Annotated in this window: 13 protein-coding genes; 9 read left to right on the forward strand and 4 right to left on the reverse strand. The window is 46.3% G+C overall.

Annotation, left to right across the window (positions count from 1 at the left end; all coding sequences use genetic code 11):
- The first annotated feature begins 21 nt into the window (after positions 1-21).
- The 5 genes from rlmKL to rmf all read left to right on the forward strand — a co-directional run bounded on the left by rlmKL (position 22) and on the right by rmf (position 6,500).
- Complete coding sequence (gene rlmKL, locus F458_RS0102285; protein WP_018981758.1) at positions 22-2,121, forward strand: bifunctional 23S rRNA (guanine(2069)-N(7))-methyltransferase RlmK/23S rRNA (guanine(2445)-N(2))-methyltransferase RlmL; 2,100 nt, start codon at positions 22-24, stop codon at positions 2,119-2,121.
- Positions 2,115-2,342: a glutaredoxin family protein gene (locus tag F458_RS0102290; RefSeq protein WP_026294431.1), complete on the forward strand. Its 228-nt coding sequence runs from the start codon at positions 2,115-2,117 to the stop codon at positions 2,340-2,342. The genes rlmKL and F458_RS0102290 overlap by 7 nt, the downstream gene beginning before the upstream one ends.
- Positions 2,339-4,279: an ATP-binding cassette ATPase Uup gene (uup, locus tag F458_RS0102295; protein ID WP_018981760.1), complete on the forward strand. Its 1,941-nt coding sequence runs from the start codon at positions 2,339-2,341 to the stop codon at positions 4,277-4,279. The genes F458_RS0102290 and uup overlap by 4 nt, the downstream gene beginning before the upstream one ends.
- A 12-nt stretch (positions 4,280-4,291) precedes the next feature.
- Entirely contained in the window at positions 4,292-6,040 is a 1,749-nt protein-coding gene (locus tag F458_RS0102300; protein ID WP_018981761.1) for a DUF3466 family protein, read from the forward strand.
- A gap of 283 nt (positions 6,041-6,323) precedes the next feature.
- Positions 6,324-6,500: a ribosome modulation factor gene (gene rmf / locus F458_RS20345; protein ID WP_083928560.1), complete on the forward strand. Its 177-nt coding sequence runs from the start codon at positions 6,324-6,326 to the stop codon at positions 6,498-6,500.
- 49 nt (positions 6,501-6,549) lie between these two features.
- Here the strand turns inward: rmf and fabA are convergent, their stop codons facing one another.
- Entirely contained in the window at positions 6,550-7,068 is a 519-nt protein-coding gene (gene fabA / locus F458_RS0102310) for a 3-hydroxyacyl-[acyl-carrier-protein] dehydratase FabA (RefSeq protein ID WP_018981762.1), read from the reverse strand.
- A 229-nt stretch (positions 7,069-7,297) separates the two neighbouring features.
- Between fabA and F458_RS0102315 the strand changes: the two genes are divergently transcribed.
- Complete coding sequence (locus F458_RS0102315; protein WP_018981763.1) at positions 7,298-7,558, forward strand: hypothetical protein; 261 nt, start codon at positions 7,298-7,300, stop codon at positions 7,556-7,558.
- On the opposite strand, the gene F458_RS0102320 is transcribed toward F458_RS0102315, so the two are convergent.
- Both F458_RS0102320 and F458_RS0102325 read right to left on the reverse strand, forming a co-directional pair.
- The gene (locus tag F458_RS0102320) at positions 7,559-9,025 is read right to left on the reverse strand and encodes a cryptochrome/deoxyribodipyrimidine photo-lyase family protein (protein WP_018981764.1); all 1,467 of its coding nucleotides are present in this window, start codon (positions 9,023-9,025) and stop codon (positions 7,559-7,561) included. It abuts the gene before it with no gap.
- Positions 9,022-10,290 carry a DASH family cryptochrome gene (locus F458_RS0102325; protein WP_018981765.1) on the reverse strand — a complete coding sequence of 423 codons (1,269 nt, stop codon included), beginning with the start codon at positions 10,288-10,290 and terminating at the stop codon, positions 9,022-9,024. The genes F458_RS0102320 and F458_RS0102325 overlap by 4 nt, the downstream gene beginning before the upstream one ends.
- 79 nt (positions 10,291-10,369) lie before the next feature.
- On the opposite strand from F458_RS0102325, the gene F458_RS0102330 reads away from it, so the two are divergent.
- The 3 genes from F458_RS0102330 to F458_RS20350 are packed head-to-tail and all read left to right on the forward strand — an operon-like array spanning position 10,370 to position 13,492.
- Positions 10,370-11,797 (forward strand): cryptochrome/photolyase family protein, encoded by a 1,428-nt coding sequence (locus F458_RS0102330; protein ID WP_026294433.1) that lies wholly within the window; start codon positions 10,370-10,372, stop codon positions 11,795-11,797.
- The gene (locus tag F458_RS0102335) at positions 11,797-13,341 is read left to right on the forward strand and encodes a cryptochrome/photolyase family protein (RefSeq protein ID WP_018981767.1); all 1,545 of its coding nucleotides are present in this window, start codon (positions 11,797-11,799) and stop codon (positions 13,339-13,341) included. Before F458_RS0102330 ends, F458_RS0102335 begins: the two co-directional genes overlap by 1 nt.
- A complete protein-coding gene (locus F458_RS20350; RefSeq protein ID WP_018981768.1) occupies positions 13,328-13,492 on the forward strand; it encodes a DUF2256 domain-containing protein in 165 nt (54 codons plus the stop codon). The genes F458_RS0102335 and F458_RS20350 overlap by 14 nt, the downstream gene beginning before the upstream one ends.
- Here the strand turns inward: F458_RS20350 and F458_RS0102345 are convergent.
- A complete protein-coding gene (locus tag F458_RS0102345) occupies positions 13,489-13,800 on the reverse strand; it encodes a hypothetical protein (protein WP_018981769.1) in 312 nt (103 codons plus the stop codon). The genes F458_RS20350 and F458_RS0102345 overlap by 4 nt on opposite strands.
- Positions 13,801-14,095: the final 295 nt, after the last annotated feature.

The following is a 14,095-nucleotide window of genomic DNA, read 5'->3' on the forward strand; positions in this document are numbered from 1 at the left end:
ATAGTCTGGCAAGGCACCAATATGAATACCATCTTAGTTACCACCAGTCGCGGACTGGACGAGCTGCTCAGGCAGGAAATCGAAACGCTATGTCCACAGGCGGAAGTAAAAATGTCGCCCGGCGCGCTTAGCTTTACTGGTTCTCTGGAAAATGCCTATACCCTGTGCTTATGGTCCAGGCTTGCTAACCGCGTAATTTGGGTTTTAAGCTCAGGTAAGTGTGATTCAGCAGAAGATTTGTACGGATTGGCAGACAATGTTGACTGGCCGCAGCATTTACGTTCCAACGATACGCTGAGCGTACAATTTGTCGGTACCAATCGAGCCATCAACAACACCCAGTTTGGTGCCGTCAAAATAAAGGACGCCATTGTTGATCAGTTTTTGCAGGAATGTTCCCAGCGTCCGTCTGTTGAGCGCAAACAACCTGACTTACCCATCTACGCCAGATGTCAGCGCGAACAGGTGACGCTGGGTATCGATTTGAGCGGGAATAGTCTTCACCAACGAGCCTACCGCCAGCAAACCGGCGATGCGCCATTAAAAGAGCATATTGCCTGTGCGATGTTAATGCGCTCGGGCTGGGCTCAGGATACCGCAAAACCCCTGGCAGATATGATGTGTGGCTCTGGCACCCTGGCCATTGAAGCCGCCTATATAGCGCGTAATATTGCGCCGGGGATTAAGCGCTCTTATTGGGGCTTTAACGGCTGGCTAGGCCATGACAATGTAACCTGGGACAGGCTGGTCACTTCGGCAATCGAGGCGCAAAAACCATCCTCAACCACAATATTTGCCTCTGATATCAGTAAAAATCTGATAAACATCGCCCGTAAAAACGCGGATGAGGCAGGGGTATATCAAGATATTCAGTTTGCCAGTCAGGACGCGACAAAAGCCGCACCACCGCACAAGGATAAAGGGTACCTTGTATCAAACCCGCCATATGGAGAACGGCTGGGCGAGCTCACGGAGCTGTTGCCTCTGTTCTCACAGTGGGGTAAGCATCTTAAAACTGCCTGGAAAGGATGGCACATAACACTGCTTTCAAGTAACCGTGATTTATTGCGCGTATTAAAACTGCGGGCAAGTAAAGACTACGCCATGAATAATGGCAAGCTTGAATGCCGGCTGGTTAACTATATTATGGACGCTGCTAATTGTGAGCAGTTTTCCGGTGATGCCCAGGACCATGAATTTGCCAACCGAGTGCGCAAAAACCTGAAGAAGTTGAAAAGCTGGGTGAAGCAACAAGATACCAATTGCTATCGTATTTATGATGCAGACTTACCTGACTATAATGTCGCTATCGATCGCTATGACGACTGGCTGGTTGTACAGGAATACGCTCCTCCAAAAGATATCGATGAAAACAAGGCTCGTCGGCGCTTGCAGGAAGTATTACTTCACTTGCCAGCAGTCACTGGAGTACCTGCATCAAAAATATCGCTGAAAGTAAGAGAGCGTCAGAAGGGGACTGCTCAGTACGATAAGTTTGATCAAAAAGGTGTCAAAAAAGTTGTTTACGAAAACGACGCGAAGCTATTGGTGAATCTGACTGATTATCTTGATACGGGTCTTTTTCTTGACCACCGTGATACCCGTAAACGTGTTCATCAGATGTCAAAGGATAAAGATGTACTGAATTTATTCGCTTACACAGGCAGTGTGTCTATTTTTGCGGCGTTAGGCGGTGCACGCTCGGTATGTACAGTAGATATGTCTAAAACCTATTTGGACTGGGCCAGAGAAAACTTCCGGCTAAATAATCTTAGTGGTCCCTATGTATTTGAACAGGCCGACTGCACTCAGTGGCTCGCCAGTCACCGTGGTCAGTATGACCTTATTTTTGTTGACCCGCCCTCATTTTCAAACTCCAAACGAATGCAGTCTACCTGGGATGTGCAGCGTGACCATGTCGCCTTGCTGACAGATGCATGTAAATGTCTCAAGGCAAACGGTACAATTATTTTTTCAAACAACAAGCGGGGCTTCAAACTTGATAGCTCCGCAATGAGCGCACTGGGGCTGGGGGTTGAAGACATCACTGCGCAAACCATTCCCGGTGATTTTGCTCGTCATGCAAATATTCACAAATGCTGGATTTTGAAAAAATGTTGATCACTCTGTACACCGGTCCGGCCTGCTCAATATGTGATAAAGCCCTGGCGATGTTGCGCACGCTGCGTCCTACCCCCTCTGTTGAAACGGTGAACGTGCGCACAGACAGCGACCTGTATCATCGCTATGGCGCGCGTATTCCGGTTATTATGCGCAGTGATACTCAACAGGAGTTAGGCTGGCCCTTCGATCAGCAAATGTTGAAAAGGTTTATTGAATGAGTATTTTGCAATTAAAAAACATTACCGTTATTTACGGTAATCCACCGCTGTTAAACGGTGTCGACCTGATCGTGCAGCCCGGTGAAAGGGTGTGCCTGGTGGGGCGCAATGGGAGTGGTAAATCTACCCTGATGAAGGTAATTTCCGGCGACGTAATAGCGGATGATGGGCAACGTATTATCGACAACCAGACTATAGTCGCCCGGCTTGAACAGGATCCTCCTCAAACTACCGATGTCACACTTTACGATTATGTGGCCGAAGGTCTGGCTGATGTAGGTAAAGTATTAAAAGATTACTATCATCTGGCGCGGGTTATTACAGATGATCCCAGCGAAAAAAATCTCGCTCGGCTGGAAACACTACAGTCAGAGATAGAATCCCGGGATGCGTGGCAAATTGAACAGCAAATTTCTCAGACTCTGACCATGCTCAAGTTGGATCCTGACGTTTCGCTGACCACACTTTCAGGCGGCTGGCGGCGTAAAGCGGCATTGGCAAGAGCACTGGTTCGCGCCCCTGATCTATTGTTGCTGGACGAACCCACCAACCATCTGGATATTGAGATGATCCGATGGCTGGAACAAAGCCTGGTCAATTTTCAGGGCGCGATTGTGTTCGTCAGCCACGATAGGGCGTTTATCCGCAATATGGCTACACGAATTGTCGATCTGGACCGCGGGACGCTGGCCAGCTATCCGGGTGACTATGACAGTTACTTACAGAAAAAACAGGAAGATCTTGAGGTTGAATCATCTCAGAATGCTGAGTTTGATAAAAAGCTAGCACAGGAAGAAACCTGGATCCGGCAAGGGATCAAAGCCCGCCGTACCCGCAATGAAGGTCGTGTCAGAGCGCTTAAAAAGTTGCGGGATGAGCGTAAGGCTCGCCGTGAGCTGCAGGGTAATGTTGTTGCCAGTCAGCATCAGGGCGTGCGTTCAGGAAAAATGGTTTTTGAAGTTAATGACTTGTCTTATCAAATTGAAGGGCGTCCTATTGTCGATAACTTCAGCATTAATGTTCTACGCGGTGACAAACTCGCACTTATCGGACCCAATGGAAGTGGAAAGACAACCCTGATTAAGTTGTTACTGGACCAGCTTACCCCACAATCGGGCTCAGTTCGACAGGGCACGAATCTGGAAGTTGCTTATTTTGATCAACATCGTTTTGGCTTGGATTTGGAGCAGTCTGTTATTGATGCCGTAAGTGATGGCAAACGAGATCTTATGGTTAACGGGCATCCGCGCCATGTTATCAGTTATCTACAGGATTATTTGTTTACGCCCGATCGCGTCAATGCACCGGTCAAATCGTTATCAGGTGGCGAGAAAAACCGTCTGATGCTGGCTAAGTTAATGCTGCGACCCAGCAACTTACTGGTGCTGGATGAACCGACCAACGATCTTGATGTTGAAACCCTTGAGATGCTGGAAACATTACTTTCTTCCTATCAGGGCACTGTGTTACTGGTTAGTCACGATCGAGAATTTGTGGATAACGTTGCGAACAGTTGTGTGGTTTTCGAGGGGCAGGGTAAATTGAAGGAGTTTGTTGGCGGCTTCACCGACGTTGAGCAATGGTACAAGGCTCAGGATGTACAACGTAGCCAGCAAAAAAAGAACTCAGCAAAACCAAAGTCAGATGAAACTAAATCGGATAAAGAAAGCTCTAAGGCAAACACTTCTGTCAGCAAGCCGAAAAAGTTATCATATAAAGATCAACGGGAACTGGAGCAGCTTCCCCAACAAATAGAAGACTTGGAGAATAAAGTCAGTAGCTTACAAGAACTGGTCAACTCCCCAGCGTTTTTCAAACAGGATAGCGAGAGCACAGCCGGAACGTTAAGCGAACTGGACAATACAGAAACAGCGTTGTCACAACTTTATACGCGCTGGGATGAATTAGAAAGCATGCTGGAAGAGACTCAGCAGTAAATAGGATAGTACATGAAATTAAAACAGCTTGCCGCCGCCATGCTTATGGCAACAGGCAGTGTGTCTGCACTGGCTGCTACGTACGATGTCACCCCTTTACCCGTTACCGATATCGCGAAGAGCAATTTTGGTAAGTCTATCGACAATACCGGAGCTATGTTAACCGCGGTTTCACAAGAGTTTAATCCGCGTATCGATCTTGCGTTACTTGAGGAGAGCGGTTTTTTTAATGTGGTTACCACGCTTGAAAACCCCGAAGATGCGCAAAATGGTGTATTCACATCGGTAGACTACCAGATTATAGTCAATTTTTTGTTAAATAATCAGAATCAGGCGAGTATTGTGTACCCGTCGCTGGCATCTTTTCGTTCGTATGTCACTGATACCGTAGATGCTGAACTGGTGCCGGGTCTGGATCGTTTGATTGACTCTGGTGAGGGATTTACCCAGAGCGCTGAATCCATTGCCAGGGACAGTATCAGTCGTGACTTTATTGTCGGCTCATCAGAACTACCATTTGAACGGGTAGAGTACACTGATGAAGATGGCGAAACTGCTTATGCGCTAATCAGCGAAGGTCTGGAGCAGGCTTATGCGCAGGTAAACGGGCAAACAGTACGACTGCCTTCACCGGATGATTTGTTAAATGGTTACGCCACCGCTTTTGCTGTCAATGAAAGCTTTCAGGTGGCCGGATTCGGTACGACTGATTTCACAGATGCTATTCGCGAAGACATCGAAGAATGTAGCGATGATGAATTACGCGGTGATACACCCATTGAGTTGTGCCTGAAAAATATCGTCTACCAGCGCCGCTCAAACGGTAACTCCGTCAGTCTTGTCTATCCGTTGAAAGTTGCTTCTCAAATTCGTCCTGTGATATGGAGCCTTAATGCCTCAGGGGACATTGTTGATATTACCAGTTACCCGCTAGTGTATGAGCCTGAAGGCGAACAGCTTGACTCATATAACTATGGCCGCGCGTATGACATAAATAACAACGGAATCGCGGTAGGTATTTCTGCTACTGATGAAAATACAATTCTTTCTCGCCTTGGTGCAAACCGTACCCGTGAACGCGGCGAGGTTGCTGCCGTGTTTAGCAATGGCGAAACCACCGAGTTACTCAACCGAGAAGAGAATCTGCAAAGCCGCGCGATTTCCATTAATGACACAAACTGGATTACCGGTTATGTCACCCGCGAACCGAACAGTGTCGCCCGCAATTTCTTATTCGCCCATAACCTGGATACCGAAGAAACTCTATATCCGCAGGGCTTTTTTGAAAATGCTCAAACTGAACCAGCCGCAATCAACAACAATAATATTGTTGTTGGTGCCTCTCAGTTTGAAGCTGTGGCTTCAGGAGTCACGCCGAAAACTCACGCCTTTATGTACAAAATCGGCGATGACGCTATTGTGGATTTAAACAATCTTACCAGCTGTGATAGCGAATACTTGCTGGTTGATGCCCTGGATATAAACGACAACAATGAAATTATTGCTAATGCACTGATTCGCCGGCCTTCACAGTTTGTTGATGGCGAAGATATTCTCGAAGATGGTGAACCGGCATTTGAGGATCGCATTGTTGCTGTAAAATTAACACCTAATCCGAATGGTGAAATTGAAACCTGCGATGAAGACGACATTGGTAATGTGGAAGATGAAAAATATGAACGCAGTGGCGCTTCATTTTCGTTTAGCGCATTACTGGCACTATTCGGCTTTGCCGGCTTCAGACGACTCACTCGTCGATAATCTGTATTGGTAATTTAAGCCCTGCAATTTTTACTTTTTGCAGGGCTTTTTTTTGCCTTTTGTCATAGGCAATGTGTTCAGAGCAAAAATATTCAAAATAAAAAACTCCCACAGTTCCACAAGTTAGTTTATGTCAAGAGAATTTTTTGTGAATTTTACTTGAACCTTCGCGCTACAATGACTATCACATTATTGTACACGAAAAAAAACAGCACTCGTCGACAATCTAAGCTTAAGGTGACTGCATTGATTGTGTACATAATCTGACAAAAGAGGCTAATCAATGAAACGACAAAAAAGAGACAAACTGACTCGCGCCCATGCGAAAGGGTATCAGGCTGGTATCAGCGGTCGCTCTAAAGAAAACTGTCCATTTCAATCGTTTGATACACGTTCACATTGGCTAGGAGGATGGCGAGAAGCCGCAGAAGACCGTAGTGTCGGTCTAACGGTACGTTAAATCTCTTTGACGTTTAGGTAAGCCCCTTACCGGGGCTTTTTTATTTTTACTAAAAATTCGATGTATCCTGAAATAGGCCAACCTTCAAATCTTTCGCAGCGTATATCTCACGCCCATCGACCTCTACCGTTCCATCAGCCAGGCCCATAAACAAACGCCGTTTTACCACCCGCTTCATAGTTATTTTATAAGTCACTTTCTTGGCCGTAGGCAGAATCTGCCCGGTAAATTTAACTTCACCGACACCCAGCGCGCGACCCTTGCCAGGACCACCGCTCCATCCCAGGAAAAAGCCTACCAACTGCCACATTGCGTCCAGGCCCAGACATCCTGGCATAACAGGGTCACCGGGGAAGTGACAGTCAAAAAACCACAAGTCAGGGTGTATATCCAGTTCAGCAACAATCTCGCCTTTACCATAGTCTCCGCCTGTATCTTTGATGGAGACGATACGATCCATCATAAGCATATTGGGGGCTGGCAGCTGGCTGTTTCCGGCACCGAACATTTCGCCACGACTGCAGGCCAAAAGATCTTCCCGACTAAAGCTATCTTGTTGTTGAGACATAAACTCTCTTCTTGTAATGGATTAAGCGCCATAATTTAGCGAACACTTGTACGCTAAACAACTCTGAACAGTCATTTTCTTGAAGTTTTTAGTTTTTACAAGGTAACCGAACAGATAATAAACAACAATTGTCGTTTAAAATAAAGCACTGACCGCCAAACTTCGACTAGGCGGGAGTAATTTTCTGTGTAGTATAGACACAGACGTGGTTAGTGTTTAACGTGTTGAAATGGCAAATACGAAAAAAATCAATTCACAGGCGAACGCAGACAAGCAACGTCGTTTTCGTGATAAGCAGCGTGAAGCAGGCAGAAAAATGGTCCGCGGGTATGTTTCTCCCGAGGCAACGACGTGTTATGACGAAATGCGTGATAAAACCGGATGGAGCGATAATGAAATGTTGTCGAACGCAATACGCATCATGTACGCGGCTCATAAGTGCGGCCAGATCAAACTGCTTAATGAGTGGTTGAAGGACCATAAACGATGATTAAGGCTTGCGGTCTGGTAGTGTATGTCTGGCAAGAATTCGTGCTGCTTCGGTGATTACATCCTGGCGCTGTCGGAACGCCCACAATCGTTCCCTTATATTTGCGCCATGCTCATCAATATTGATTATCGGCGCATTGTAAGGAGCGACAATATTGATACCCTCGAGCTCAGCCACCAGCGGTGGTAATTTCCAGGGTTCATGAATATATTGAACCGGAACCGGTTGCAGTTCAGGTACCCATTTTTTAATAAAAATGCCGTCTTCATCCAGTTCACGGGACTGCTTTACCGGGTTATACAGCCGCAGGGTGTTGGTACCGGTAACGCCAGCCTGCATTTGTATTTGAGGATAATGAATGCCCGGCTCAAAATCTAAAAACTGGCGAGCCAGAAACTCAGCAGGGCGACGCCAGTGAAGATTCAGCCAATGGCAGGCAAAGCTGACCACCATCGCACGCATTCTGAAATTCAAATATCCCGTGGCTATAACGGCGCGCATACAGGCATCCACCAATGGAAAACCCGTCCGACCACGGCACCACTTTTCAAACAGATATTGAGCAACCGGCCCATCCTCATAGTTGAATTCTTCGTACGCTTTATTCACACTGCGAAACTCCATCCTGCTTTCACTTTCAAATTTCTGAATAAAGTGATCGTGCCAGGCAATCCGGTCGCCAAATGCTTTCATGGATAAGGAGTGGCGCTTTTCACCGCGGGCACATTGACGGGCATACTGATACACCTGGCGCACAGTAATATTGCCAAACGCCAGGTAAGGGCTGAGTCTGCTACAGCTGCGCCGGGCTGCTTCAGGAAACGAAATATACCGATGATAGTCTGCACAGCGCTTGCCAAAAAAATGCTTCAGTACAAACCACGCACGGCGTTCTCCGCCAGGTTGTAATTGCTTAGCGCTGCAAGGCAATGGGTGAGTCATATAGCAAGCAAAGCTACCCTGATGCCAGTTCACCGAAGATAAATGAATATCCTGACTTGGCTCATTGTAAAAATCTTGCCAGTTTTTACGCCAGTTCTTGCGATTAGTCAGGCCCCGAACCACAGCATTTTGTCTGTGCTCTGACCAGGAGATCTGGTGTACTGAGCACCATTTATGTAGCGCAACATCACGCTTAAACGTGTTGTTAAGACCAATTTCCATGTGAGAATGAATGGCCTGTATGGCAAAAATGTGTCGGAGATCCTCAAATACCGCCACAGCCTCACCATAAGCAACGTATACCTGACTGTTATATGGACGCAATTGCGAATTGATATCCCCTAAACTATCCATGATAAACTGCCAGTGGCGAGGGCTGTAATGAGGATCATCAAGTAGTATCGGTTCTATAATATAAAGAAGCAAAACACGTTTACCGCTACTGGCAGCAGTAACCAGGGCAGCATGGTCGCGTAGGCGCAAATCACGCTTTAACCAAACGATGTTAACGGATGTTTTGGTCATCGAAGCCAGTAATCGATGAATTCGCGGTGAGGGTCGTACCGTTCAGTCTGCGCAGCAATATCAAATTTTCTTTGCCCTCTGGGATCACTGCCACCTCCGGCAAGATACAACCAGTTTCCCCAATTGCTGGCCACATCATAATCAATAAGCATATACTCAAAATAGGCAGCGCCATAACGCCAGTGCTGATTCAGCTCATGAATGAGATAGCTGGCGCACAGTTGCCTGGCTCGGTTAGATAAAAACCCGGTGGTATTTAACTGCCGCATGCCAGCATCAACAATGTCACAGCCGGTGTTTCCTTCGCACCATTTTCTCACCTCTGTTTTGTCATAATGAAGGTTCGGGTTGTGCTGCTTGAATCCGCCCGCAGCGAAGAAAAGATGGCCGTGCTTTTTCAGTTGAAGGTGAAAAAACTCACGCCACAGTAATTCAAAATACAACCAATATGTTGATTCGTTTTTTTCTACGTTTTCTTCATATTTCACGATGCGGGAAGCCACTCGGCGGGGCGAAAGCATGCCACTGGCTAGCCAGGCAGAAAATTTACTGGAAAAATCCCATCCCAGCATGCCATTACGGGTGACTTTGTATTGAGAAAGATGCTGACTACCTTCGAAATAATAGTCCAGTTGAGCAAGGCCGAACCGCTCACCACCGTGCCAGTCTTTTGTTAAAAATGCGGTGGGCTCACTATTTTGCTGACAGTTTGATTCGAACACTGGGGGCTTAAGACTTTTCACAACTGCCTCAGGTGCTATCGGACTGACAACGTCCTCAATTTTCTTGCGCCACGGAGTAAAGGTGTTATCCACGCTCTCAAGCGCCATGGGCAATGCGTTTATCCCGAACAGCGTTTCCTGCGTTTGCATGTGCCAGCGCAATAACGGGCACTTTTGCTTAATTTTACTCAGTGTTCGCTGCTCATAAACACCGTCCAGGGTTGTAGCACCGATATCACTAACTGCATATTGCTCACAAAGCCGCGCAATCTCGTTAATCGTATCGCCATTTAGAACCAACAGGTGTTGACCGAGATCATCAAGCTGGGCCCTTAGGTCCCCGAGACCCTGCTCGATAAATTGTTTGCGGTGTGGTCCCATCCGCGACCAGCCAAACTCTGCAGTCTTAAAAAGTTGTTCATCAAAAACATAAACGAGAATTAACGAATCAACAACTGAATTTAATTTAATTAAAGCGGGCATATCGTCAAGACGCAAATCCCGTGTGAACCAGTATAATCCTGTACGTTGTTCTTTCACCATTGTTGTGCGCTTAACTGAGATCAATTGATGGCTGAATACGTATATCTGGTAAACAAAGACCATCAGAATAGGGGATACCGTGACAGTACCAGTAAGTCTAATGTGGTTCAAAAAAGACCTGCGGGTCAAGGATAATCCGGCACTGAATGCAGCCTGTGATTTAGGCAAAATTATCCCGATATATATCTATGATACAGGGGCTCCGGATGGCAGATTGCCCGGTGGCGCGGGGCAGTGGTGGCTTCACCAGTCTTTAACCCGGCTCAACGAGCGATTAAATGGTCACTTACAGGTTTTCAAAGGCGATGCCAAAACGTTGATTCCGGAACTGATGGAAGCTTTTAAGGTAAATACAATTTTCTGGAATCGCACTTATGAGCCCTGGGCTATTCGCCGGGATAAAGCCATCAAGAAAACTCTGGAGGATAAAGAGCTCAAAGCTAAAAGTTTCAATGGCAGCCTTTTGTGGGAACCGATGAATATTGAAACCAAAAGCGGTACACCTTATAAAGTCTTTACACCATACTATAAAAAAGGTTGTCTTAATGCTGCAGAGCCTCGCTATCCTCATGCGCCACCTGATCGAATCACTTATAGCGACGTGCCGAATAAAGGCGAGGGCATTGACGCTCTGAATCTCATGCCGGATATTCATTGGTATGACGACATTCAGAAACATTGGCAACCAGGTGAAGAGGGCGCCGCAGATCGGTTAAGTACATTTCTCAATGACGATGCGACTCAATACCACGAACAAAGGGACCTGCCAGCCATAGATGGCACATCAGGCCTGTCGCCACATTTGCACTGGGGAGAAATATCCCCCAATCAGGTCTGGTACGCGGTTAAAGATAAATTCGGTGATAGCGAAAATAAAGACATTGATACTTATTTAAGCGAGCTTGGCTGGCGTGAGTTCAGCTACTATTTGCTTTATCATTTTCCCAATATTGTTGATAAAAACTTTAATAAGAAGTTTGATAATTTTTCCTGGCGATACAGCAAGAATGAACTGAAAGCCTGGCAACAGGGTAAAACCGGCATTCCCATTGTAGATGCCGGCATGCGCCAGCTCTGGCAGCGCGGCTGGATGCATAATCGCGTCAGAATGATAGTGGGCTCGTTTTTGGTTAAAAATCTCTTGATGCACTGGCATCACGGTGAACAGTGGTTCTGGGACTGCCTGGTGGATGCTGATTTAGCCAGCAATACCGCAGGCTGGCAATGGGTAGCGGGTTCGGGCGCTGACGCAGCCCCTTATTTTAGGATATTTAATCCGGTTCTGCAGGGGGAAAAGTTCGATAAAGAGGGTGAATACGTCAGTCAGTACTGTCCTGAGCTTAAAAACCTGCCCAAAAAGTACATCCACAAGCCCTGGGATGCACCAGATGATGTATTGCAAAAAGCTGGCGTAACACTGGGTGACGAGTATCCCGAACCACTTGTGGATTTAAAAGCGAGTCGCCAGCGGGCCCTCGATGCCTTCGACGAAATAAAAGGAAGTTAATGATGGCAGGGGCATTACGACTTATTCTGGCGGACCAGCTCACCGACTCTTTACCCATTATCCAGGATACAGATAAAAGCCAGGATGTGGTGTTAATGGCAGAGGTGAAAGAAGAAGCTACCTATGTAAAGCATCATAAAAAGAAAATTGCTTTTTTGTTTTCAGCAATGCGGCATTTTGCTCACGCGCTGGAGGATCAGGGGATTACGGTCCGGTATCGCCGCTATGATGCAGACGATAATCAGGGGAGTCTGTTACAGGAAGTCAAGCTTGCCTTGGACGATACCGGGTGCAAGAAGGTAATGGTCACATCACCCGGTGAGTATCGTCTTTTGAATAGCATGTATCAGTGGGAAAATATGCTGGACGCCCCGGTGAAAATCATGGACGACCCGCGTTTTTATGCTACTACGGACGATTTTTCCCGATGGGCCAAGGATCGCAAGTCGCTTCGCATGGAATTTTTCTATCGTGAAATGCGCAAAAAGACCGGTATTTTGATGGATAGCGGTGGTCCCATTGGTGGCAAATGGAATTATGATGACAAGAACCGTGAGTCCTTGCCTAAATCGAAGTCCGTGCCTGCGCCCACAACATTTTCGCCCGATGAGATAACCAAAGACGTTTTGAAATTAGTAGAAACTACATTCCCCGACCATTTTGGCGATTTAACACCATTTCAGTTTGCAGTTACCCGTGAACAGGCACTTACGGTACTCAACGAATTTATCGAACAGCGGTTACCCGAGTTTGGTCAGTTTCAGGACGCGATGCGCAATGATGCCCCCTGGTTGTTTCACTCTCATATCTCGTTTTATTTAAATTGCGGATTGCTGCTACCGCAGGAAGCCATTGAGCAGGCAGAAGCTGCTTACCAGGCCGGCGCCGCGCCTCTGAATTCTGTGGAGGGTTTTATCCGCCAAATTCTTGGCTGGCGGGAATTTGTCAGAGGTTTTTACTGGCACTATATGCCCGGCCTGGACAAAGACAACTATTTTAACGCCACACGCGATTTACCATCCTTTTTCTGGGACGGTTACACCAACATGAACTGCATGCGCCAGTGCATTACCCAAACCAAACAAAATGCCTATGCCCATCATATCCAGCGCTTAATGGTCATAGGCAACTTTTCGCTGCTCACAGAGTTGTCTCCTGAGCAGGTTCAGCGATGGTATTTGCTGGTGTATGCTGATGCATACGAGTGGGTAGAGCTACCAAATGTATCAGCCATGATCCTTTATGCCGATGGCGGTAACCTCGCCAGTAAGCCATATGTGGCCAGCGGTAGCTACATCAATAAGATGTCAGATTATTGCAAAAACTGTGGCTATAGCGTGACTAAAAAAACCGGTGAAAAGGCCTGCCCGTTTAACTATCTATACTGGCGTTTTCTGGATGCGCACAAAGCTAAACTTAAAGGAAACCCCCGAATGGGATTGGTGTATAAAAGTTACGAGCGAATGGGGGAAGAAAAAATTCAGGTAATGCGAGAAGACGCGGCAAATTTTTTGAGAAAGTTAAGCAATAATGAAGAAGTCTGAATTACCGAAAAAGGTATGCCCGGTATGTCATCGACCCTTCACATGGCGCAAAAAATGGGAAAAAACCTGGGGTGAAGTTAAGTACTGCTCAAAACGCTGTGCTGGTCAGCGTAAAACTATAAAAGCCAGACATCAGAACGCTGACGGCTAATGTACAATCGCACCCTGTTCCATCAGAAACCAGCTTCCTTTTTTAAAGCGCATTATGAAAAATTTTGCCAGCTTTATTGAGTTGGGGCGAAGCTCAAGTTTGACAGTGACTGAATCAATTCGGTGACATTGAAGAGATGCACCATTACTTAAATAAGTGGCAATTTTTTCTGACTCACTGGGAAACCAAACATCACGGATCAGGTAGCCAAAAACTTTACAAAACAAACTGATAGCATCAATCATGGTATTGTCATAAGTGTCAATACCAATACAAAAATCATCGGAACAAGACTCGCGCATGTGCATGTACCACTCCATTGTTTGAAATAGGTTGTACTGCACACCTCAACTATTTTCTAGTGTAGTGCGCGTCGAATATAAATGCCACAAAAACACTTAAGAACTGATGATAAAATAAAAATTAGTTGATCTGAGATAAGTTTTTTCGGCTTAAATAAATAGATTATCTAGTTTAAGAGAAGTAGGGCAGTGCCATCGCCATTTTCCAGTTTATCGCTCTGGCAACAGTTATAAATCGTTTTAAACAGCAAGTCTGTTACGTTCGTTATCCTGCACAATAGAGCCACAAGCTCTGCAATCT

Source organism: Salinimonas chungwhensis DSM 16280 (genome assembly GCF_000378185.1).
In the GTDB taxonomy this organism is placed as follows: Bacteria; Pseudomonadota; Gammaproteobacteria; order Enterobacterales; family Alteromonadaceae; genus Alteromonas; species Alteromonas chungwhensis.

Bases quoted from the DNA above. Each gene is read 5' to 3' on its own strand.
- F458_RS0102315 (WP_018981763.1), top strand. From the start codon at position 7,298: ATGGCAAATACGAAAAAAATCAATTCACAGGCGAACGCAGACAAGCAA.
- rmf (WP_083928560.1), top strand. From the start codon at position 6,324: ATGAAACGACAAAAAAGAGACAAACTGACTCGCGCCCATGCGAAAGGG.
- uup (WP_018981760.1), top strand. From the start codon at position 2,339: ATGAGTATTTTGCAATTAAAAAACATTACCGTTATTTACGGTAATCCA.
- F458_RS0102345 (WP_018981769.1), bottom strand. From the start codon at position 13,800: ATGCACATGCGCGAGTCTTGTTCCGATGATTTTTGTATTGGTATTGAC.
- F458_RS0102335 (WP_018981767.1), top strand. From the start codon at position 11,797: ATGATGGCAGGGGCATTACGACTTATTCTGGCGGACCAGCTCACCGAC.
- rlmKL (WP_018981758.1), top strand. From the start codon at position 22: ATGAATACCATCTTAGTTACCACCAGTCGCGGACTGGACGAGCTGCTC.
- F458_RS0102320 (WP_018981764.1), bottom strand. From the start codon at position 9,025: ATGACCAAAACATCCGTTAACATCGTTTGGTTAAAGCGTGATTTGCGC.
- fabA (WP_018981762.1), bottom strand. From the start codon at position 7,068: ATGTCTCAACAACAAGATAGCTTTAGTCGGGAAGATCTTTTGGCCTGC.
- F458_RS0102325 (WP_018981765.1), bottom strand. From the start codon at position 10,290: ATGGTGAAAGAACAACGTACAGGATTATACTGGTTCACACGGGATTTG.
- F458_RS20350 (WP_018981768.1), top strand. From the start codon at position 13,328: ATGAAGAAGTCTGAATTACCGAAAAAGGTATGCCCGGTATGTCATCGA.
- F458_RS0102290 (WP_026294431.1), top strand. From the start codon at position 2,115: ATGTTGATCACTCTGTACACCGGTCCGGCCTGCTCAATATGTGATAAA.
- F458_RS0102300 (WP_018981761.1), top strand. From the start codon at position 4,292: ATGAAATTAAAACAGCTTGCCGCCGCCATGCTTATGGCAACAGGCAGT.